The following is a 21,377-nucleotide window of genomic DNA, read 5'->3' as shown; positions in this document are numbered from 1 at the left end:
GAGGTTAAGCCTGTCGAAGTGAGGGTGAGGGCCAGGAGGGTGTGACGGATTGTTTTCATCGGTCGCAGGTCTCCGTTCACGACTGCCGTCGTGATGTCGCGTGGAGCAGCGCGCGTCGCGCTGCCAGTGGCTCCGATGTAGGGCGGCTTCCCGCGCGCGACTATTCGCGATAATGTTGACGGGCCATGAAGCAGAGCTTCACAGTCAGGCAGGGCGCGCTCGACGGCGTCGAGGCGTTCCTGGCCGTCGCCCAGCACCGCAGCTTTCGTCGCGCGGCGACCGAGCTCGCGGTGACGCCGTCGGCGATCAGCCAGGCGGTGCGTGCGCTCGAGGCGCGGCTCGGCGCCGTGCTGTTCATCCGCACCACCCGAAGCGTCGGCCTCACCGAGGCGGGCGAACGATTCCTGGCGCGCGCCAGGCCGGCGTTCGAGGAGCTGGTCGCCGCGAGCGGCGCCGCGCGCGAGCTCGGGCAGAAGCCGGCGGGACTGTTGCGTCTCACCGTGCCGCGCTCGGTGGTGCCGATCCTGCTGGAGCCGCTGATCGCGTCATTCTGCAAGGCCTATCCTGAGATCGAGGTCGAGCTCGCCGCCAGCGAGGAGCTGGTCGACCTCGCGGCCGGCGGTTTCGATGCCGGCATCAGGATGGGCCAGTTCATCAACCCGGACATGATCGCGGTGCGCCTGACCAAACCGTTCCCGTTCGCCGTCGTCGGCAGCCCGGATTATCTCGCGCGCCACGGCCGGCCCAAGCGCCCGGAGGATCTGCGCGAACATACGTGCCTCAGGCTGCGGCGATCGAATGGCGGGCTGGCGCCGTGGTCGCTGAACGACAACGGCCGTTCGATCGAGCTTGCCGTCTCCGGCTCCTTCATCGGCCATGATTTCCCGACGCTGGTCGGCGCGGCCATCGAAGGCGTCGGATTGGCGCAAGTGCCCGCACCGCTGATATCAGGCGCCATGAAGGAGAAAAAACTCGTGCGCGTGCTGGAGCCGTTCGCGACGACAACGCCGGGCGTGTTTCTCTACTATCCCGGCCATCGCCAGATCATGCCGAAGCTGCGCGCCTTCATCGATCACGTGAAGAGCAGACCGGCGGCAGCGCGCTAAGCTCAGTCCGGAATGACGGCGAGGCCTACGCGCGCTTCTGCGGCTGCCAGTCCGGCACCGTCTTGACCATGTGCCAGACCAGCAAATCGAGAGCGCGGGTCATGCTGTCGCGCGACCTGGTATTGGTGAACGCGGACCAGCAGAAGTCTCCATCGGTCCGGACCGAGATCGTCGTCGTTCCGTCCAGCAGGCCGCTGTGCCACCAATTGTTGTTGGCGGTGATGAACAGGCCCTTGGCATAGCGGGGGTTGACCGCGCTGGGCGTGCTCATGATGCGGAGGCTGTCGTCGGTGAGCAGCTGTTCGGTGTCCTTGAAGCCGTCGATATGGACGAACAGCGTCGTCAGATCGCTCGGCGTCGCAATCCAGCCGCCGTGCGAATCCATCCGGGCGACGTTCATCCGGTACGGATCGCCGCCGGTCTGGCTGTAATATTTGACCTCGTTGCTGGCCCGCTCGCGCAGCGTATTGCCGGCAATCTGCATGTCGGTGATGCCGCATCGCTTCAGGACCGCGTCCTTGATGTACTGGTCGTAGCTCCGGCCGCTGAGCTTCTCGATCACGCGCCCGAGGATGCAATAGCCGAAATTCGAATAGGCGTAGGACTGGCCCGGCGGATTGGTGAGCGGCATGTGCTCCAGCGTCCAGCTGATCAGCTCGCGATGCTTCATGTCCTGGTTCATGAACATCGGGTCGCGGGACTGGTTTCCCCAGGCCCCCGTGGTGTGGGTCAGCAGATGCTCGATCGTGATCTGCTCGACAGGCGAGCGAGGTGCGCCTGACGGCATCAGGCCTTGCAAGGTTGGCGTCGTCGGGTAGTCCTGACCGAGAATGGAGTTGGCGCCGAATACGTAATCGCCGAGCCGCAATTTGCCCGCTTCGACGAGAGTGAAGATCCCGGTCGAGGTCACCGGCTTCGATATGCTCGCGATGCGGAAGCGGTGCTGCGGTGTCAATGCTTCGCCGCTCTCCCGATCCGCAACGCCGAACGCCTCCACATAAGCCGGCTTTCCCTTGATCGAAACCGCGATGGAAAGACCGGGGACGTCGTACTCCGTCATGAAGTCGGCGGCGAGGCCCGCCATCTGCTTGCGTTGCTCCGATGTCGGCAGCTCCGCGGGTCGGTCGGCAAGCGCCGGCGATGGCCTGCGGGCGATTCCTGCGGCTGCTAGCAGCGAGCCCAGAAGCAACGTTCGGCGTGAAAGCGGCATGGTTGCCTTGCCCGGTGGGTGCGAGCGAGCCGCACGGTATTGCGGTTCTCTTGTCTCTGTCACGTTACGAAAGTGGCTGCGTGATGATGTCACGATGGCCCGACGGGCAATGTCGCCAGAATGCGGATGTGTGACTCACGACCCGCGCAACACACTCGCTGTCGTCCCGGCGCAGGGCGGGACCCATAACCACCAATGGTCATTGTTTCTGGACGCTGGAACGACGAGCCCTGCTCCCAACTTCCGCTGCGGAGTATGGGTCCCGGCCTTCGCCGGGACGACGCTGAGGATGAGGCGCGCGCAGGCTCAGACCACCCGCCTCACACCCTCTCCTTCACGAACCTGTTCCGCAATGTCCCGATGCCGGTGATGTCGATCTCCACCACGTCGCCGTCCTTGAGGTCCGGCGAGGCGCCGTCGGTGCCCATCCAGATCACGTCGCCGGGCGATAGCGTGAAGTATTTCGAAAGCTCGACGAGGAAGGGCACGATGCCGAAGATCATCTCGTTGGTGCGGAAGCGGCCGGTCTCCTTGCCGTTGACGCGGATCGCGGTCTCCATGCGGTCGAGATCGACATCGGTCTCGATCCACGGGCCCATCGGCTTGAAGGTGTCGGCGTTCTTGGCGCGCCACAGCCCGCGGTCGGCCTTTTGCCAGCTGCGCTCGGAGACGTCGTTGCCGATCGTGTAGCCGAACACGCAGTCCAGCGCATTGGCTGCGGTGAGGTGCTTGGCGGTCTTGCCGATCACGACGACGAGCTCGCCCTCGTAATGGATCTTCTCGGTTGCGCTCGCCGGGATCACGACGTTCTCGTCATGGGCAATGAGCGCGTTCTGCGCGCGGTAGCCGATCTCGGGACGATCAGGAACGTTCGGCACGGTGCCGGCCTTGTCGGCGGCCTCCTTGAGATGCTTCAGATAGTTCAGCCCGACGCAGTAGAAGGTGCGCGGGATCAGCGGCAGCTCGATCTTGACGTCCTTCCGCGCGTACGTCTTTGCCGTCTTGCTCCATTCACCGAACGGATCGCCGTTCACGGTGATGACGGTGTCGCCCTCGACGAGGCCCCAGGAAGTCGTGCCTGCCGTCGTGCCCGCCGCGGTGAACTTTAGCCAGCGCATGATGATGTCCTTCTATTCCGCGGCCTGCGCGCGGGTCTTCCAGGCGCCCGCCGCCGGGCGCTTCAGTCCGAGATTTTCCCGCAGCGTCGTGCCGGCGTAGTCCTTGTGGAACAGGCCGCGCTTCTGCAACTCGGGCACCACGTGATCGACGAAGTCGGCGTAGGAGCCCGGCACATAGCTCGCGGCGATGACGAAGCCGTCGCAGCCGCGGCCTTCGAACATTTCCTCCAGCCGGTCGGCGATTTCCTTCGGGCCGCCGACCATCGCGTCCTGCACCTGGCCGCGGCCGGAGAAGGTGATGAAGTCGCGGGTCGAGGGATTGGTCTTGCCCGAGGTGCGCAGCACGCCGTCGCGGATGCCGAGCATGCCTTGCATGCCTTGTAACTCCTCAGTGGTTAGCGGCTCGTCGATCGGTTTGGCGCCGAAGTCGAAGTTGAGGCCTTCGGCGAGCAGCGACAGCGCATCGATCTCGAGCGGCAGCTTCTGGATCACGGCCATGCGGTCCTCGGCCTCTGCCTTGGTCGCGCCGGTGACCGGCGTGATCAGGTTGCAGAGGAACATCTGGTCGGGATCGCGGCCGGCCTTGGCGGCTTCACCCCGGATCGCGTCATAGCCCTGCTTGGCATTGGCAAGGTTGCGCGCCGCGGTGAAGATCACCTCGCCCCAGCGCCCGGCAAAGCGCTGGCCGCGGCCGGAGGCGCCGGCCTGGATCACGACGGGATGGCCCTGCGCCGAGCGCGGCACCGTGAACGGACCGCGCGAGGTAAAGAACGCGCCCTTGTGATCGAGCCGCTTCACCTTGGCCGGATCGGCGAACCGGCCGCTTGTCTTGTCGATCACCAGCGCGCCGTCTTCCCAGGCGTCCCAATGGCCGAGCACCACCTCCATGAACTCGTCGGCGCGGTCGTAGCGCGGATCGTGGTCGAGATGCTGCGCCTTGCCCATGTTGAGCGCTTCGCCGTCATTAACCGAGGTCACCACGTTCCAGGCGGCACGGCCGTTTGTCATCAGGTCGAGTGTGGCGAAGCGGCGAGCGACGTCGAACGGTTCGAAATAGGTGGTGGACGCGGTCGAGGCGAGGCCGAGCCTGGTGGTGACCATGCCCATCGTGGTCAGCACCACGATCGGGTCCATCTTCACGCAGCGGATACCGTATTCGACGGTGTGGGCGTGATCGTTGCCGTAGCGGTCCGGCATAGCGAGGCGATCGTCGAAGAACGCCATGTGGAACTTGCCGCGTTCCAGGATGCGCGCGATCTCTTGGTAGTAGTCCGCCGACATCGAATCGTCGCGCGACTCCGGGTGACGCCAGGAGCTCGGCAGATTGGTGCAGTTCTGCGCCTGCAAAAAGCCGACCAGCGCCATTTGCCGTGTCATGTCGTTCTCCTGTACCTGAATGCGTCAGCGAAGATCGAGGTCGTCGGTGAGCTTGTAACCGGCCGCGAGCGCCTTGAGCTTGTCCCAGGTCGCATCCTCGATCTCGATGCCGTTCTTGCGCCGTTCGACTTCGCGCAGATGTTCGATCTCGCCGGGATAGAACACGCCGCGGCTCCCTTCCGAGGGCGGCGTCGATTTCAGGTAGCGGGCGAAATCGGCGACCTCCTTCTTGAAGTCCTGCAAGGGGCGGAACGCTGCGACATTGAACACCGCCATGAAGCAGCCGTCGTTGTGACGGCCGGTCGGCTCGACGCCGAAGCCCAAGCCCGTGAGCAGGCCGCACAGCACCTCGACCATCGCGGCAAGGCCCGAGCCCTTGTAGCCTTCGCTGCCGCCGAGCGGCAGCAGCGCGCCACCCTTGCGATAGTCCGCAGGGTCAGTGGTGTCGCGTCCCTCGGCATCGATGATCCAGCCCTTCGGGATGCTCTCGCCGCGCGCCACCGCGAGCTGGATCTTGCCGGCCGCCACCGCCGAGGTCGCCATATCCAGATAGAACGGTGCCTCGAGATCGGAGGGCACCGCGATCGACAGCGGATTGGTGCCGAGCCGGGCCTCGCGGCCGCCGAACGGCGCGACATGCTTCGGCGAGCGGCCGGAATCGGCGGCCGCGATCCCGATCATGCCTTCGCGCATCGCCATCAGCGGGTAATGCGCCAGCCGGCCGACATGGCTCTGCCGGAACACGGTGCAGGCCGCGACATTGGCGGTCTTCGCCTTGTTGATGGTCATCTCCATCGCCTTGGCGTTGACGTGGAAGCCGAACCCCCAATGACCGTCGATCACGGTCGTGGTCGGCGTCTCCTGCACCACGGTCCATTTGGCGCCGGGGACGATATGGCCGGCCTTGATGCGGTCGATATAGGTCGGGATCGCGATCACGCCGTGGGAGTCATGGCCGGCGAGGTTGGCGTTGACGCAGCCGGAGGCGACCGCGTTGGCTTCCTCCTCCGATGCGCCGGCGCCCCGGAGCAGCGCCGCGCCGATGCGTGTGAGACGGTCGGCCTGGACGATCGGCATGGGATTTTCCTCGCGGTCCGCCCGCGTGATGCGCGGGTCTTGCTTGCTGTTGTCAGGCTGATGGTCTCAAAGCGAAGCCCGGCGAGCAAGGGCGGAAAATCCGGTCCGCCATACCGCCAGCAGGGTGCTCCCGGCCGGGATTTCACTGAATGGAACGGTCGCGGTCGCGCTGCGGAATTTGGCCGCGCCGGAGGCGCAACCGGGGCGGCAATCCGCGTCCCGCAACCCTCCGCCTCAGGCTGGCACATGGGCGTCCGTATTATCCCGGAAAACGGCCTCCGGGATTCGTCAGCCGTTTACTTTGTCTCACAACTTGCCGGATACACTAACCATCACTTAGGCCTCTCGCGGGCAATGTTCCCCGGCAGATTGAAGGGGGTGGCCCTGGGGCCTTCAGGGATCGTGCAGTCCAGCATCGGGCGTACATTCGCGGCGTTGAATGCCACCAACGAAGCGATCCTGTACGCGAAATCACCAGAAGAGTTGTACGGAAAGGTCTGCGAAGCCGCGTTCTCGAGCGGGAGCTTCCTGGCCGCGACCGTCTTTTTGCTGGAGCCGGATACCGGTCGGCTGACATTTGCCGCCGGTTGCGGCGACGATGTCGCGCGTCTGCGCAGCATCAGGATTTCCATCCTCGCCAACGTTCCGGAAGGGGAGGGCGTCGCCGGGCGGGCGTTCCGCGATCAGAGCGCCAGCGTCAGCAACGACTATCTCAACGATGCCCGTTCGTCGGCCTGGCGCAGCGGTCTCGCGGCAGCCGGCGTCGGCGCGGCGGTGGCGATGCCGCTGGTCTGCAACGGGCGCAGCGTCGGCGTCTTCATGGTGACCCGGCGCGAGGTCGACTCGCTCGGCGAGGAGATCGTGTCGCTGCTGGAGCGCATCGCGGCGAACGTGTCCTTTGCGCTCGACAATTTCGACCATGAGGCGTCGCGCAAGAGCGGCGAGCGGGCGATGCGTCGGCTCAACCGCATGTTCGGCGCCATCAGCGCAACCAACGAGGCGATCCTCCGCGCCAAGACCGAGCACGATCTCTATCAGCGGGTGTGCGACGCCGCGGTGTTCAGCGGAAAATCCTTCGCCACGGTGGTGCTGCTGGCCGAGCCCGACACGCACTGGCTCGAGCCCGTCGCCGGCACCGGCGAGGCGCTCGACCTGATCACGCAGACGCGCTTTTCGACGGATCCGGACAATCTCTACGGCAAGGGGATCTGCGGCGAGGCGTTCCGGACCAAACGGCCGTGCATCGAGCACGACATTCCGATATCGACGGGCGCCTCGCAGGCGCAGGCGGGCGAGAGCGGCCTGATGGCCTGCGTCGCGCTGCCGCTCACCCGGTTCGGCAGGAGCATCGGCGTCCTGATCTTCTTCATCGGCAATTCCTGGGCCCGCGACGAAGAGATCATCGCGCTGCTGGCGGGCATCGCCGAGAACGTCTCGGTTGCGCTCGACACGTTCGGCCGCGCCACCGAGAAGGCCAAGGCCGATGCCGAACGCGAGCGGCTGTCGCGGATGTTCGCGGCGCTGAGCGCGACCAACGAGGCGATCATGCGCGCGCGGTCGCGGCTCGAGATGTTCGAGCTGGTCTGCGCCGCGGCCGCGCATGGCGGCGGGTTCAACTCGACCAGCATCCTGATCGCAAAACCCGGCGACGACTTCCTGGAGATGATGGCGGTGGCGGGGCCGACCGCCGAGAATGCGCGCCGCCTCAACGTCTCGCGCAGCGAGGCGCGTCCCGAAGGGCGCGGGGTTTGCGGCAAGGCGTTCCGCTCCCGGCGCGCCTGCATCAACAACGATTTTCTGGGCGACGTCGCCAACCCGTTCCGCGACGTCATCGACCGCGAGGATGCCCGATCGGGCGCGGCATTTCCGTTGATCGTCGACGACGAGCCTGTCGGCGTGATGCTGTTCATCTCCGCCAAGCGCAACACTTTCTCGGCCGAGTTCGCCGAGCTGCTGCAGCGGCTCGCCGACAACGTCGCCTATGCGCTCGGCAGCTTCGATCGTGCCGACGAGAAGGCGCGCACCGAGGAGCAGAAGGAACGGCTGAGGCGGATGTTCGCGGCGCTGAGCGCGACCAACGAGGCGATCATGCGGGCGAAATCCCGCAGCGAGCTGTTCGATCTGGTCTGCGATGCCGCGGCGGTCGGCGGTCAGTTCATCTCGGCCACGATCAGGCTGGTGCGCCCGGGCGAGGTCTTCCTGGAGAACGTGGCTGCTTCCGGCCCCGACAGGGTACGGGCCCGCGAAGTCCGGTTGTCGGCCGATGCGACGCGTCCGGAGGGACAAACGCTGACCGGTGTTGCGGTCCGCACCCGCAGGCCCTGCATCAGCAACGATTATCTCAGCGACTTCGGCCCCGAGTCGCATGTCTATCCGGTCGTGCGCGACAGCGGCAGCAAATCCGGCGCGGCCCTGCCGTTGCTCAAGAACGGCGAGGCGATCGGCGCGCTGGTGTTCCTCTCCGGCGAGTTCAACACCTTCAGTCCGGAGATGATGGCGCTGCTGCAGCGGCTCACCGAGAACGTGTCGTTTGCGCTGGCCAATTTCGACCGCGCCGACGAGAAGGCGCGGGCCGACGAGCAGAAGGAGCGGCTGTCGCGGATGTTCGCGGCGCTGAGCGCGACCAACGAGGCGATCATGCGGGCGAAGTCCCGCGCCGAGCTCTACCAGCTGGTCTGCGAGGCGGCGGCGACCGGCGGCAAGTTCACCTCGACCACCATCGCGCTGGCGCAGCCGGGCAGCGACTATCTCCGCATTGTAGCGATCGCGGGCCCAGCCGCCGACGGCGCGAGCCAGGTGACGCTCTCGACCAGCGCGGCACACGCCGAGGGGCGCGGCGCCTGCGGACGGGCGTTCCGGTCCGGCAGGGCCTGCATCATCAACGACTATTTTGCCGATACCGAGACCGCGGCTTTCCATGAGCGCGCGCGTCTCGATGGAACGCAGTCCGGTGCCTCGTTTCCGCTGATCGTCAGCGGATCGGTCGTCGGCGTCATGATCTTCGTCGCGATCGAGAAGGATACGTTCACGCCGGAATTCGCCGAGCTGCTGCAGCGGCTCGCCGACAATCTGGCGTTCGCGCTCGAGAGCTTCGACCGCGCCGACGAGAAGCACAAGGCCGATGAGCGGATCGAATATCTTGCCTCGCATGACAGCCTGACCAATCTGCCGAACCGCGAGACCTTCAACGAGATGCTGCGTCACGCGATCTCGGCGGCAGACCGCCATTGCCGACAGCTCGCCGTGCTGTTCATCGATCTCGACCGCTTCAAGGTGATCAACGATTCGCTCGGCCATGACGCCGGCGACATGCTGCTGGTGGCGATCGCCGAGCGGCTGCGTGGATCGTTGCGCGCGAGCGACGTGGTGGCGCGGCTCGGCGGCGACGAGTTCGTGGTCATCCTGGAGGACACCACCGAACGTCACGACGTCGAGCGCATTGCCGGCGATCTCCTGGTCGCACTCAGCCAGCCGATGCAGCTCAGCGGGCACGAGTGCCACACCACGGCCTCGATCGGGATTGCGACGTATCCCACCGACGGCTCCGACGTGCAGACGCTCACCAAGAATGCCGACATGGCGATGTATCTCGCCAAGGAGGACGGCAAGAACGGCTTCCGCTTCTTCTCCAACGAGGTCAGGGCGCAGTCGATCGAGCGCCTGACGACGGAAAGCGCACTGCGCCGCGCACTGGAGCGCGACCAGTTCTCGCTCGAGTATCAGCCCAAGGTCGACATGGCGAGCGGTCAGATCAGCGGCGTCGAGGCGCTGCTGCGCTGGACCCATCCCGAGCTCGGCAAGGTGTCGCCGGGGCAGTTCATTCCGCTCGCCGAGGAGATCGGGCTGATCGTGCCGATCGGTCGCTGGGTGCTGAAGGAAGCCTGCGCGCAGAACATGGCGTGGCAGCACCGCGGCCTCAAGGCGGTGACGATGGCGGTCAACCTCTCGCCGCGACAGTTCGGCGATCCGAACCTGCTCGACGACATCGACGAGGCGCTCGAGGAGAGCGGCATGTCGCCGGCGCTGCTGCAGCTCGAGGTCACCGAAAGCATGGTGATGCGCAACGTGACGCGCGCGGTCCGCGTGCTCGACGCGATCCAGAACCGGGGCATTCGGCTTGCGATCGACGATTTCGGCACCGGCTATTCGTCGATGTCGCTGATGAAGCAGTTCCCGATCGACACCATCAAGATCGATCGCTCCTTCGTGCGCGATCTGCCCGACGATTCCGAGGACGTCGCAATCGCGCAGGCGATCATCAGCATGGGCAAGGCGCTCGGCATGACCATCGTCGCCGAGGGCGTCGAGACCTCCGAGCAGCAGGAGTTCCTGCGCGCGCATGCCTGCGACGAGATGCAGGGATTCCTGTTCAGCCGGCCGCTGCCGCCGCGCGATCTCGCCGAATTGTTGAAGACGTCGCCGGTGCTGACGTCGCCGCCGTTGCAGCCGTCGCTGGACGACGAGGCGATCGGCGAGGCCGGGCCGGATCTAGGGCGGAAACGCGCTGTCGTCTGACGGCTGCACGGGCAGGTCGCGGACGTCGGAATCGGTGGATGCGATCAAGCGCGAGAAATCATAGGGCCAGGACGGTATCGCCTGGCCGGCCAGGGTCTGGCGCAGCGTCGCCGATGCCTCCGCAAAGCTCGCTCCGTCGGGCAGGCGGAACCGGCGGGACAAGGTCGAAGGCAGCGCTTCGGCGGCATCGCACAGCTCGAATGCCGGTCCCCACCACCACGCCGGTGCCGGCGGCCGTTCCGGTTCGGCAATGGCGCGCCATCGCGCGAACTCGTCGGCGATGCGGGCAAATTGCAGCTTGGCGGCGGGATGCATCGAAGGTCCTTCCTTGGGCTGCGATGATAGCATCGCATGGACCTTACGCAACGCGGCTACTTCTGTTCCACCTCGGTCGCGGTGGCTGGGCCTTCGCCCATGATCAGCAGCACGGCGTCCTCGTCCTTGGCGCCGTCCCAATGCACCTGCTTGCCGAAATGGGTGACGAAGCTTCCCGCCGGCATTGCCACGGTGCCGTGATCGGGATCGAATTTCGGACCCGAGCCGACCCACCAGGTGCCTTTCAGCACGACGATATAGCGATCGTTCGGGTGAAAGTGCGGACGGCTGAAGTGATTGCCCTTGGTCCATTTGGTGTAGACCATATAGAAGCCGGGCTTCGAGGGATCGCCGACCACGACGGCGTTCTGCGCGCCGCGCGCGTCGACCGCGCTCCAGGGAATCTGGTCCGGCAGCTTGTAGGTGACGGCGGCCGGATTGAGCTCGGCCGCGGAGCTGACGCTCAGCGTGCCGGCAAGAACAAGCGGCATCATCAGGTATCGCCAGGACCGGTTCGACGCCGTCATCGTATCCTCCGAAGTCAGTTCGTTCGGGCGACTGCCGCGCCCGTATGTCGCGTGATGCTAATCGCTCCCGCTTGCCTCGGACAAGACGCGCCCGCGCATGTCTGCTCTCAAGATTGCGGCATTGGGCCGTGACACAACGCAGTTGCAATATGAAAAACGCATTTACGACGCTGCAGACGATGATAGGTTGCGCGCCAACCAAAAGACGGGAGGATAACCTTGAAGAAGCATCTGTCGATACTGGCGGCGGGACTCGTGATCGGTGCGGCCGCGCTGCAATTTTCCACCACCGCATCGGGCGATGACGGCTGGGTCACGCTGCTCGACAGCTCCAAGCAGGGCGACTGGGACGAGGTCGGCAAGGCCAATTGGTCCATGAAGGACGGCGCGCTGGTCGCCGACAAGCTCGACGGCAAGGATCTCTCCTATCTCGTCAGCAAGACCCAATACAAGGATTTCCAGATCCGCGCGGAGTTCTGGACCGACGAGGACGCCAACAGCGGCGTCTTCATCCGCTGCGAAGGCAACAAGCTGATCGACTCCAAGGTCTGCTACGAGGTCAACATCTTCGACAAGCGTCCTGATCCGACCTACGGCACCGGCGCGATCGTCGACGTCGGCAAGGTCGATCCGATGCCGAAGGCGGCCGGCAAGTGGAACGTCTACGAGATCACGGCGCAGGGGCCGCATTTCGTCGTGACGCTGAACGGCCAGAAGACCGTCGACGCGCAGGATTCCAAGCACGCCAACGGCTACATCGCGCTCCAGTATGGTTCGGGCGTGGTCAAGTTCCGCAAGGTGCAGATCAAGCCGCTCTGACAATGCAAGCCGAGGAGAGCCCGGTCGCGCGGCGGCCGGCCCTGATCGCGTGTCGTGTGCTATCCTTGGGAGGCCTTCAGATCGTCGCCTTGCGTGCGCAAATGGTGACCGATCACGAGGCCGGTCAGGCACAGCAACAGCCCGAGCGCCGGCGGCGCAAACAGCGCCTCCTCCTGGAAGATGCCGTTCACCAGCACGACCATCGTGCCGAACGCAGCGAGGCCCTGGATGAGGATTCCGGACGAGGCGTAAAGGCGCCAGGCCTTCAGCGCCACCGCAAAGAAGAAGCCGAGCGGCACCACTGCGCCGATGCCCATCTGATAGAGCAGGACGCCGACGGCGCTCTCCACCGCGCCGTCCATCGTGCCGGCCGCTTGCGCGGCGTTCCAGTCGATCGAGAAGTAACCTTCGGAGAGATTGCCGCCGACGCCGAGGCCGCGGCCGATCGGGTTGTGTAGGAAGCCGTCCCAGCCGCCCATGAAGCCGATCACGTGAAAGTCGCCGATCTGGAGCCCGATATGGATCGCCGCGATGGCGTACCCCACGAGCCCGACCAGCGCGACGGCAAGGGTGACGGTGGCGCCGAGCAGCCAGGTTGCCGTCCAGGCCAGGGCCACGAAGATGACCAGGATGAGCGCGCCCTTCACGCTGCAGAAGATCAGCAAGGGGATCGCGACCAGCGCCAGCCAGCGATATCCAACCGCGAACAGGAACAGGATGGAGAAGGCGATCCCGTAGCCGAAGCTGATCGGGCTCATGTTCGGTCCGAAGATGCGCAGGATCGACGACAGTCCGAGATCCTCGAACAACGGGCTGTTGAGAAAGCTGAAGCGGAAGCGGTCGATCAGATCGACCGGAACATTGCCGGTTTGGCGCATCTCGGCTTCCCAGGCTCCGGAGCGGGTCGCCTTCAGCTCGTCGAAGTGCCAGAACGTGTAGCCGTTGGTGATCTCGAGCCAGAAGTCGCGAAACAGCAATTCGACATAGCCGCAGACGATCAGCAGCGTAGCGACGGTCACCAGGAACGGCGTGATGCGGATCTCGAAGGTGGCGGCGGTCAGCAGCGACAGCTGAAACAGGAACAGCGGAAATGCGATGTTGCGCAGATAGACGAGGGCGGCATGCGCGTCCTGCGTGGCGCCGAGCAGGAAATACACCCCTACGACCGCAAGCGTCATCAGCCCCCAATTCATGATGCGGTCGATCTCGGGCGAATGCTTGCGCTCACGCAGCAGGTACAGCGCCAGCGTCACCAGCCACATCACCGCGCAGATCAGGAAATTGTAACCCTTGACGAAATCCATCTCCTGCTCGGTCGTGATGTAGGACGACAGGATCGAGACGAACAGGTTCTGGAAGAAGATGATGAAGATGGCGATCGACGGCGCATAGGCCGGCGCCGCGAGCACGATGGCGCAGCCGATCAGGCCTTCGACGGCGATCGCGAGCCCTGCATTGGCCGCCTGCATGATCGGCGCGAAGGCGATCGATGCCACGGCGATGCCGAGCGCAGGAACGAGGTCGCCGGCCAACAGCGGCCGCGGGGCTATGTCTGCTCGCACAGGCTCTGACCTAAATGACCGGATGGGTGGCGTGCCACACCCGCAATCGCCGATCTAGCCGCGCATTGTGTAAGAACCGGTTAACCAGATGGGTCAGCGGCTCCCGAGCAGCGCCTTCAACACGTCGCGGTCGGCCTTGCCGGTGACGGCGTCGGCGAGGCCAAAGCCCTGCGACAGTTCCCAATGGGTCCAGCTCCAGCACTGCTGCCGGGCGTAGGCCGTGACGCCGGCGAGCCAGCGCAACCGGCTGTCGCGCGGCGCCCCGGCCTTCAGCACCCCGAACTCATTGATGATGATCGGGCGGGAATACTGCCGCTGCCAGGCAGCCGCGGGCTCAAGCCATTGGTCGATGTCGTGGCCCTGGATGGCGCGGTCGACCATCGCAAGCGCCTTGGGCTTGTTCAGCGCGGTCAACTGCTCCCGCAACTGTTGAACCTTCGGATCGTCGGCACGGATCGGATAGGGCAATCCGACGACGTCGTGGAGCGGCTCGTTCCGATCCCAATGGGCCTGATGGGTGAATACCATCGGATCGTAGAAGTGGATGGCATAGACGACGTTCGGATCGTCGAGCGGGGTGAAGCCCGGCAGCGAGTCCGCGCGCTGCCAGTTGACCGGACCCGTGATCAGCGTGGTCTGCGGCAGCAATTGACGAATGAAGCCGGCCAGTTCCCGGACCTCGCCTTGCCACTGCGCAGCATCAACCTCCGGCTCGTTCAGCAGTTCCGCAAACACCCGATCGGAGGGATAGCGCTGCATGACCTGCGCGAGTGCGGTCCAGGCGCTCTTCATCTCGGCCATCGCCCCGGGCGGATCGTCCTTGTGCAGCGTGTTGAAGTGCTGGCCCGAATGCAGGTCGATCGACACGGCAAACCCGAGTGCGAGCAGGGTCTTCAGCGCGGCATCGACGGTTTGCAGCCGGCTGTCGATCTCCGCCTTGGTGGCGAAGCGCGGCATGACGAAGTCGGCAGGCACCGGCAGCCGAATGTGGGTCAGGCCGGCCTTGCGCAGTTCGAGCAGCAGGCCGCGCGGCGGCGCTGACCGCGGATCGGCGATCCAGCCGTCGGCATTGACGCCGCGTGACAAGGCCTTGATCCGGTCCGGGGCCACGCCTTCGATCAGGGCAGGGCAGGCCCGCGCGGCGACGGACAGCAGAATGGATGCGGCGGCGATGATGGCGGGGATCGATAGCCGGGCCATTGGAGGATCAACTCGCGATAAATGTCGCAGCAGCGACGCCGAACGCGGCGCGGCTGGCGCGTTGCTCACGCATACTGCTTGTCGCGTTGCGGACTTGCGACAGTCGGCTGGAGTTCGTTGAGCACGACACCGGCGAGCTTGCGCTCGGCACCACCGAGCGCGGTGATGATGTCTTCCATTGACGCGTTGATGTCGCGATCCACCGGCAGCGCCGCGATCAGCCCGTCGGCCATGTCGAACAGCCGCCGTTCGTCCGCACCCCACGGCATCGGCGGGCCGTCGAGGATCACGAGATCGTAGCCACCGGCGGAGCGCGCCTGCGCGATCACCTTCTGGATCGCCTCGCTGGCCCTGGCGGGATTACCCTGAATCGCCGGCAGGATGGCAATGCCGTTTGCGGTGTTGATGGCGCGGGACGCCTTGCTGCCGATGGTGAGCCAGTCGAGCCGGCTCGGCTTGCTCTGGATGGGGTGCGCGACCCTGTCGGTCAGCGCGTGGACGGCAGCGTCGGCGTCGATCAGCAGGACGCGGGCGCCATCGCGTGAGGCGACGAGCGCGATGTTGAGCGCGACAACGCTGCGGTCGGGATTGTCGGCGTTGCCGATCACGGCCAGCACCGGAACGGTTTCCGGGGCGGCGCCGGTCGCCAGTACTGCATGGATCTGCCGCATCGTGTTGGAGAACGGCCCCAGCGCCGAACTGGTCCGCAGCGTCGGCCAGCCGAACCGCGTAACGTCGGCGGGATTGTCGCCGGTCAGGATACCGCCAAGCGTGCGCATGACGTCGGATTCCTGCAGCTCGGCGATCAGCGGCTTCTCGATCACGGGCTTGTCGATCAGAGCGGCAGCCGGCTGGATCGCGGGCGGCGCCGGCACGGGCGGCTTGGCCATCGCGATAACGGGTTGCCGCTCCGGCACGGCATCCTGTTTCGGCTGGAGCCTGGGACGGATCGGATCGGCGCCGGGCGCCAGCTGACCGGCTGCAACGATCCAGGCTGCTGCGGCGAGGGCGCCGAACATGAAGCCGATCATCGCGAGCAGGGTCATCGGCGGCGGGAAAGTGCGCTGCTGCGGGATCGTCGCATCGCCGATCACGCGCGCGCTCGAGGTGTTGAGGCTCTCCTGCTCCTCGGTCTCGCGCGAGCGCTTGAGGAAGGACTGATAGACGTCGCGGCTGGCATCGACCTCGCGCTCGAGCTCGCGCAGCCGCACCGACGCCTGGCTCATCTGCACGCTCTGGTGCTTTTGAACGTCGAGCGCCTTGTTGAGCGAGGCTTCATAGTCGCGCGCCCGGGTCAGATCGTTCTTCGCGGATACCGCAAAGCGGTCGATCTCTTCCTTGATGGTCCGGCGCAGGTCCTCGACCTGCTGCTCGACCTGGCGCAGCGCCGGATGGCGCGGCCCGAGCTCGCCCTGCAGCTCGGCCTGGCGCTTCTTCGCATCGGCATATTGCGAGCGCAGATTGGCGATGGTCGGCGACTGCAGCGCCTCGGCGGTCGCGCCCGCGTCCATCGACCCACGGCGGCTGGCTTCGAGCTGGTCATATTTGGCCTGCGCATCGAGCGTGAGCGCCCGCGCGGCGGCCAGCCGCTGGTTGCCGACCGAGAGCTGCTGGTCGGTGAGCAGATTGTCCTGCGAGCCGACGAAGTTGTTCTGCGCCTTGTAGGTCGCGAGCGTCTCTTCGGCGTTGCGCAGGCGCTGCTGTAGCTCCTTCAGCCGGCCGGACAGGTCGCGGGTGGCGCGCCGCGCGGCCTCGGCCTGCGACTGCTTGGACTCGGTGAGATAGGCCTTGGCAATCGCGTTGGCGAGCATCGCCGCCTTGACCGGATCGTGCGACCACACGTCGATATCGACGATGAAGGTGCGATCGGTCTTCTTGACGTTGATATGACGGTTCAGCGTGTCGAGCGTCGTCATCTCGATCTGCTGTTGCTGTTCGGCCGTCGTGCGCGGCTCGATGCCGAACAGGCCGAGCAGCGAGGCGAGCAGGCCGCGGCTCGCGGCACCACCGCCGAACTCGGGATCTTTCACCAAATTGGTGTCGCGGATCACCTGCAGCAGCACGTTGTTGGATGTGATCAGGCGCGACTGGCTCTCGACCACCATCGAGAGGCCGGAGACATCCTGGGCGCGCGGGGTCAGCTCGCGCTCGACCAGCTGCAGCTCGCGCGGATCGACATAGAGCTGGGCGCCGGCGGTATATTTCGGTGTCAGGCTCTTGCCGACCGCGACCGCGATGCAGGCGCAGAGCAGTGCGGCTGAGACCATCGTGACCTTGCGCGCCCACAGCAGCCGGGCCAGCTCGAGCACGTTGAAGCCGGCCGGGATTGCGGCCCGGCGCGGCTCCGGTTTGGCCCGGTTGATCGGCTGGTCATAGCTAAGCATCGACCCCAGCTTCCGTCTGAATGGCCGCACGCATCGGCTGAGGAGCACTCTTTCGGGCCACGCAACGCGCACGAGACGCGGAAAACACGCAACACGAAAAATTAACCATACTCATTCGCCGACTATTCACCAGAAAGGCAAACAAAGGGTTTAAGCGCGGGCGCATCGGAACGCCTCCGCCATCGTCAGCACAGGGACATTGCGCCGCGCCGCCGTCTCCAGCGTGTAGGTCATCAGGTCAGGCGTACAGCCATAGAGGCTCGGCGTGTCGGCGACGTCATGGCTGTAGAAAATTAACCAACCGTTCATGTGTGCCGCCTCGGCGAAGGCCATGTCGATCCGGTCGCGGGACATCTGGCGGTCGATCAGCGGCATGGCGCGGAGGAATTGCAGGTCGACCTCGCCGCTGTTCACGCCGGGCACGATGCTGCGGCAGGTGCGGAATTCCGACCTCAACTGGTGCTTCCGCGCGTAGGAGCCGTAGCCGAACGGGTAGGCGAAGGTCTCGACCGGCATGGTCGGATCGAGCGAATGGAAATAGGTCCGGTTGCGCGCGATCTCCGCGGCCAGCGAGGCCTCGTCGAGATCGCAGGCGCGGCGGTGCGAGAACGTGTGGCAGCCGACCTCATGGCCACGGCGATGCAGCGAGATGACGTCGTCGGCGCTGCCGGTGGTCCAGTCCGGTGCGTCCAGTCCAACCAGTCCGCCCGACACGTAGAACGTACCGCGGGCGCCGTAGGATTCCAGGATGTCGGCGCCGAACGTCGCCGCGCTCTTCGGCAGATCGTCAAAGGTGAAGGTCACCATCGGCGTGGCATTGTTCAGGCGAAAACGCTCGACCTGTACATGCATCGCCAGCCGGTGGCTGACCTTGACCCTGGCTTCCGACCACAATGCGTTCATGAGCCGAGCTTCCGCAAGATCACGTGGTAGTCGCCGTGCCGGACGTCGGTCTTGCCCGGCAGCAGCGCGTTCATCGTCTTCGCTGCCGCGTCAATCAGCGTGGCCAGCAGCGGCTTGCGCCGGCGCATCTCGGGATAGCGCGGGCTCTCGTACTTCTTCCGGTAGATCACCTGCAGTCCGCGGCCGGCCGCGAACGCCTCGAGGTTGCCGAGGGTCACCAGCGGATGGAAATGGGTCGGGAACGGCGCCTCGCCCGGCAGCCCGGCGTGCTTCTCGCCGCGCACATGGCGGTAGAACCAGACGTGAAACCAGTGCGGGGAGTATTTCGTGACGATGCCCGACAGCGACTTCGGGTTCGGTGCGCCGATCAGCAGCAGGCCGTTCGGCTTCAGCGCCTCGCAGAACCCGCTCAGCACGGCCTCCACGTCGGGGATGTGCTCGATGACGTTGTAGCAGATGATCAGGTCGAAACGCTGCTGCGGCGGGAAGCGATAGGTCTGGATGTCGCCGAGAACGGCTTCCTGCGCGTAGCTGTTGTTGCGGATCTGATCGGCGTCGATGTCGACGACGGTCACATGCGAACGGCGCAGCACGCCGAGCGGCAGATAGCTGGTCGAGCCGCCGCCGGCCTCGTATATCGCGAGCGGACCGGCCGGCAGCCGGGCTTCGAGGATGCTGTGAACCGTGAGCAGGCTCTGCTTGGCTTCGCCGGGCGGCAGTGCAAGCAGCGATTCCGGATGGATTTCAGCGGGGACGGGCATCGGGAGTTCGGCGAGCGGGGCGGGACGCGTAGCAAGCGCGAGGGATCTGTTCATCGGCTCATCCAACGTTGCTGTTTGCGGATCTGGTGTAGAACATGACAAGGCCCCGCTTCAGCCGGCCGCGCAGGCGCGCGATGTCGAACAGCCAGCAGAGCGCGGCATAGACGACGAGCCCGGCTCCGATCAGCACGATGCTGGCGGGGAGATCGGTGAGGTCGAGAGCGCGATCGAGCGCGCCGACGGTGAGCGCCATCGCGAGTGCGGCGATCGCGATCAGCGCGAGCCTGCCGAGCGGGATCGGAACCCGGAAGGCGAAGCGGCTCAGGATCAGGGCGCAGACAAAGCCCGTGATGTCGGCGCCGAGCCGCGCCCATGCCGCGCCGATCGTGCCATCAAGGCTGACCAGCACGTAGGACAGGATCACATTCGCGGCGATGATCGAGGCGGTGTTGATCAGGTAGAAGGAATTGCGTCCCGACAGCAGGAAGCTCGCATGCAGATATTGCTGCGTCAGCACCTGGAACAGCACGGCGATCGCGATGATCGGCATGATCTCGCTTGCAACCGCGCGGAAGTCCGCGCCGAGGACGATGTTGGCGACGTGCGGGGCGATCAGCGCAAAGCCGAGACAGGCCGGCAGCGTGACGCCGGCAAGCAGCTCGAGGCAATCGGCGAGATGGCTCGTGACTGCGGCGTCGCCTTGCCGGGCATGGATCTGCACGGCCATCGGAAAGAACGCCGCGGCCATGCTCATCGCCGGCATCATCAGGGTCTGCCGCACCAGGTCGAGCGCGGCGACATATTTGCCGGCATCGGCCGCGCCGACCAGGTTGGCGATCATGAAGCGATCGGTCACGCTCGAGATCGCGAGCAGCGTCAGCGACAAGGTCAGCGGCAGGCCGGTGCGGGCGAGCGATCGCAGGTCGGCACGGTCGAAACTGACGATGGTGCCGCGCCATGCGCTGCGCGATTGCACGAGCACCGCGACGAGATAGGCCGAGGCGGCCGCGAGCAGCAGCAGCACGCCGGTCGGGCTGGCCAGCGCAACCACGACGCCAAGGCCGAGCAGGGCGGCCGCGCGGACCAGCGTGGCCTTCATGACCGAGAGCGCCTTCAGCCGCGCACGCAGCAGATCCTGCGTCAGCTCGAACAGGCCGATTGCAACAGCGAGGACCACGGCCGCGAGCGCGGCGGCGCCATCGAGGCCGACGAGGCGGGCCAGCAGGTAGGCGATCGGCGCGGAGAGGCAGCAGATCAGGTAACCCGACACGACTAGGCCGCGGACATCGGTGCCGTCGTTGCGGGCATGGCCGCTCAGGATCAGGTTGCGAAACCATCCGACCAGGAAGACCGATATGACCGAGGCGAAGCCGACACCGAGCAGATAGACGCCATAATTATGCGGTGTGAACAGCCGCGTGAAAATGAATACGCTGAGCAGTCCAAGCAGCGCCGAGAGCACGTTGGCGGTCAGGTTGATGCTGGCCTGTCCGATCAGCATGATGCGGCGAGCTCCGAGACCATTGTGGCCGCCGACGACGCCAGGATCGCGTCGCTCTCGGCCACGACCTCGCGAATTGTCGCGACCGGCGTCCCCGAGAACGATGCGATCGAGAATGCGACGTCGTCCCTGTTGGCGCGCAGCAGCAGCCGGGTGAGCTCGTCCTTGCTCAGGGTCGGATCGTCCCAGTAGCTGACGCATGGCGTCTTCGGTACGTCTGAGTGTCGCAGCGCGGCGGACTCGTCGTTTTCGACGAAGAAGCCGTACAGCAGATATTCGGAGAACTCGCGGGTCCGGCACAACGCCTCGATCCAACTCATCCCGGAGACGGCCTCGATGCGCTCAGCGAGCGCGCGCGTGGTCTGCTTGTCCCAGAAGATGATGTGTCCGATGAAATCCGGCGCCGGGAACGGCGGCGTCGGCAGGCCGATCAGCTGATGGCTGGTCTCAAGCCAGCGTGAATGGCGCGGCTGGTCGGCGGTGACTGCGTCCACCATCTTCAGCAGCGGGATCGTGTTCGGATACTGGAAGCGCGAAAGGTCGAAATCGCGGAAGAACACGATGTCGGAATCCAGGATGCAGAACCGCTCATAAGGCAACGCGATCGTCGCCGCGATCTTCAGGATCTGCTGCACGTGCCAGCCGTTCACCGGCTTGGCGCGCAGCGACCACCAGAACTGGCGGCGCTTGCGCTGGATCATGCGCGGCAGCGGCCGCAGCCAGTCAGGCAGGAAGGAGGAGGCCGGAATGATGATGCGGCGCTCGCTGGTCAGCGGCGCGAACAGCGGCAGGTCGCAATCCGGGACCAGCAGATAGTGCCTGGAGAACGACGTGACGTGACGATCCACGCTCTCGCAGAGCAGCGTGCAAATTTCCAGATCGCGCCCGTAGGTCGGGGTCAGCAACGCGACAGGGTTCATCTCGTAACTCTCTCCGGCGACACCGTTTCACGGCGGCACATTGTGGCCGCCGGACTTTGTCCTGAACCCCAGTTCAGCAAGA

The 21,377-nt window shown here is 65.5% G+C and carries 16 protein-coding genes; 3 read left to right on the top strand and 13 right to left on the bottom strand.

The genetic code is table 11. The annotated features are described in order from the left end of the window. The first annotated feature begins 185 nt into the window (after window positions 1-185). Entirely contained in the window at window positions 186-1,106 is a 921-nt protein-coding gene (locus ACE103_RS36855) for a LysR family transcriptional regulator (protein WP_375777004.1), read from the top strand. 25 nt (window positions 1,107-1,131) lie between these two features. Here the strand turns inward: ACE103_RS36855 and ACE103_RS36850 are convergent, their stop codons facing one another. From ACE103_RS36850 to ACE103_RS36835, 4 genes are all read right to left on the bottom strand, one after another. Next, window positions 1,132-2,316, bottom strand: coding sequence for a serine hydrolase domain-containing protein (locus ACE103_RS36850; protein ID WP_375777003.1), 1,185 nt, complete (start codon window positions 2,314-2,316; stop codon window positions 1,132-1,134). Window positions 2,317-2,636: 320 nt separating this feature from the next. Further along, on the bottom strand, window positions 2,637-3,434 hold the full coding sequence (locus ACE103_RS36845; RefSeq protein ID WP_375777002.1) for a fumarylacetoacetate hydrolase family protein: 798 nt from the start codon (window positions 3,432-3,434) through the stop codon (window positions 2,637-2,639). A 12-nt stretch (window positions 3,435-3,446) separates the two neighbouring features. Further along, the gene (locus ACE103_RS36840) at window positions 3,447-4,811 is read right to left on the bottom strand and encodes an LLM class flavin-dependent oxidoreductase (RefSeq protein ID WP_375777001.1); all 1,365 of its coding nucleotides are present in this window, start codon (window positions 4,809-4,811) and stop codon (window positions 3,447-3,449) included. Window positions 4,812-4,835: 24 nt separating this feature from the next. After that, entirely contained in the window at window positions 4,836-5,888 is a 1,053-nt protein-coding gene (locus ACE103_RS36835; RefSeq protein ID WP_375777000.1) for an Ldh family oxidoreductase, read from the bottom strand. Window positions 5,889-6,290: 402 nt separating this feature from the next. Between ACE103_RS36835 and ACE103_RS36830 the strand changes: the two genes are divergently transcribed. Next, complete coding sequence (locus ACE103_RS36830; RefSeq protein ID WP_375776999.1) at window positions 6,291-10,403, top strand: GAF domain-containing protein; 4,113 nt, start codon at window positions 6,291-6,293, stop codon at window positions 10,401-10,403. Here ACE103_RS36830 and ACE103_RS36825 read toward each other — a convergent pair. Together ACE103_RS36825 and ACE103_RS36820 are read right to left on the bottom strand one after the other, a co-directional pair. Further along, entirely contained in the window at window positions 10,377-10,718 is a 342-nt protein-coding gene (locus ACE103_RS36825) for a hypothetical protein (RefSeq protein ID WP_375776998.1), read from the bottom strand. The two genes, ACE103_RS36830 and ACE103_RS36825, sit on opposite strands and share 27 nt — an antisense overlap. 56 nt (window positions 10,719-10,774) lie before the next feature. Beyond that, window positions 10,775-11,245 carry a cupin domain-containing protein gene (locus ACE103_RS36820; RefSeq protein ID WP_375776997.1) on the bottom strand — a complete coding sequence of 157 codons (471 nt, stop codon included), beginning with the start codon at window positions 11,243-11,245 and terminating at the stop codon, window positions 10,775-10,777. A 219-nt stretch (window positions 11,246-11,464) separates the two neighbouring features. Between ACE103_RS36820 and ACE103_RS36815 the strand changes: the two genes are divergently transcribed. Next, entirely contained in the window at window positions 11,465-12,064 is a 600-nt protein-coding gene (locus ACE103_RS36815) for a DUF1080 domain-containing protein (protein ID WP_375776996.1), read from the top strand. Between the two features lie 59 nt (window positions 12,065-12,123). On the opposite strand, the gene ACE103_RS36810 is transcribed toward ACE103_RS36815, so the two are convergent. The 7 genes from ACE103_RS36810 to ACE103_RS36780 form a co-directional block, all read right to left on the bottom strand. Beyond that, window positions 12,124-13,626 (bottom strand): hypothetical protein, encoded by a 1,503-nt coding sequence (locus tag ACE103_RS36810; protein WP_375776995.1) that lies wholly within the window; start codon window positions 13,624-13,626, stop codon window positions 12,124-12,126. Window positions 13,627-13,719: 93 nt separating this feature from the next. Beyond that, window positions 13,720-14,826 carry a glycoside hydrolase family 5 protein gene (locus tag ACE103_RS36805; RefSeq protein ID WP_375776994.1) on the bottom strand — a complete coding sequence of 369 codons (1,107 nt, stop codon included), beginning with the start codon at window positions 14,824-14,826 and terminating at the stop codon, window positions 13,720-13,722. Between the two features lie 65 nt (window positions 14,827-14,891). Continuing rightward, window positions 14,892-17,210 (bottom strand): exopolysaccharide transport family protein, encoded by a 2,319-nt coding sequence (locus ACE103_RS36800; protein WP_375776993.1) that lies wholly within the window; start codon window positions 17,208-17,210, stop codon window positions 14,892-14,894. A gap of 150 nt (window positions 17,211-17,360) precedes the next feature. Further along, complete coding sequence (locus ACE103_RS36795) at window positions 17,361-18,113, bottom strand: polysaccharide deacetylase family protein (RefSeq protein ID WP_375776992.1); 753 nt, start codon at window positions 18,111-18,113, stop codon at window positions 17,361-17,363. Then, complete coding sequence (locus tag ACE103_RS36790) at window positions 18,110-18,928, bottom strand: class I SAM-dependent methyltransferase (protein ID WP_375776991.1); 819 nt, start codon at window positions 18,926-18,928, stop codon at window positions 18,110-18,112. The genes ACE103_RS36795 and ACE103_RS36790 overlap by 4 nt, the downstream gene beginning before the upstream one ends. A gap of 4 nt (window positions 18,929-18,932) precedes the next feature. Beyond that, a complete protein-coding gene (locus ACE103_RS36785; protein WP_375776990.1) occupies window positions 18,933-20,375 on the bottom strand; it encodes a lipopolysaccharide biosynthesis protein in 1,443 nt (480 codons plus the stop codon). Beyond that, window positions 20,369-21,295: a DUF6492 family protein gene (locus ACE103_RS36780; RefSeq protein WP_375776989.1), complete on the bottom strand. Its 927-nt coding sequence runs from the start codon at window positions 21,293-21,295 to the stop codon at window positions 20,369-20,371. Before ACE103_RS36780 ends, ACE103_RS36785 begins: the two co-directional genes overlap by 7 nt. Window positions 21,296-21,377: the final 82 nt, after the last annotated feature.

The organism is Bradyrhizobium sp. ma5, assembly GCF_042258955.1.
GTDB lineage: Bacteria > Pseudomonadota > Alphaproteobacteria > Rhizobiales > Xanthobacteraceae > Bradyrhizobium.
Note: the sequence above shows the minus strand (reverse complement) of the source record. Positions and strands in the feature narration are given on the sequence as shown.

Excerpts from the sequence above, each read along its gene's own strand:
- ACE103_RS36855 (WP_375777004.1), top strand. The coding sequence starts at position 186 with ATGAAGCAGAGCTTCACAGTCAGGCAGGGCGCGCTCGACGGCGTCGAG.
- ACE103_RS36850 (WP_375777003.1), bottom strand. The coding sequence starts at position 2,316 with ATGCCGCTTTCACGCCGAACGTTGCTTCTGGGCTCGCTGCTAGCAGCC.
- ACE103_RS36845 (WP_375777002.1), bottom strand. The coding sequence starts at position 3,434 with ATGCGCTGGCTAAAGTTCACCGCGGCGGGCACGACGGCAGGCACGACT.
- ACE103_RS36840 (WP_375777001.1), bottom strand. The coding sequence starts at position 4,811 with ATGACACGGCAAATGGCGCTGGTCGGCTTTTTGCAGGCGCAGAACTGC.
- ACE103_RS36835 (WP_375777000.1), bottom strand. The coding sequence starts at position 5,888 with ATGCCGATCGTCCAGGCCGACCGTCTCACACGCATCGGCGCGGCGCTG.
- ACE103_RS36825 (WP_375776998.1), bottom strand. The coding sequence starts at position 10,718 with ATGCATCCCGCCGCCAAGCTGCAATTTGCCCGCATCGCCGACGAGTTC.
- ACE103_RS36820 (WP_375776997.1), bottom strand. The coding sequence starts at position 11,245 with ATGACGGCGTCGAACCGGTCCTGGCGATACCTGATGATGCCGCTTGTT.
- ACE103_RS36805 (WP_375776994.1), bottom strand. The coding sequence starts at position 14,826 with ATGGCCCGGCTATCGATCCCCGCCATCATCGCCGCCGCATCCATTCTG.
- ACE103_RS36800 (WP_375776993.1), bottom strand. The coding sequence starts at position 17,210 with ATGCTTAGCTATGACCAGCCGATCAACCGGGCCAAACCGGAGCCGCGC.
- ACE103_RS36795 (WP_375776992.1), bottom strand. The coding sequence starts at position 18,113 with ATGAACGCATTGTGGTCGGAAGCCAGGGTCAAGGTCAGCCACCGGCTG.
- ACE103_RS36790 (WP_375776991.1), bottom strand. The coding sequence starts at position 18,928 with ATGAACAGATCCCTCGCGCTTGCTACGCGTCCCGCCCCGCTCGCCGAA.
- ACE103_RS36785 (WP_375776990.1), bottom strand. The coding sequence starts at position 20,375 with ATGCTGATCGGACAGGCCAGCATCAACCTGACCGCCAACGTGCTCTCG.
- ACE103_RS36780 (WP_375776989.1), bottom strand. The coding sequence starts at position 21,295 with ATGAACCCTGTCGCGTTGCTGACCCCGACCTACGGGCGCGATCTGGAA.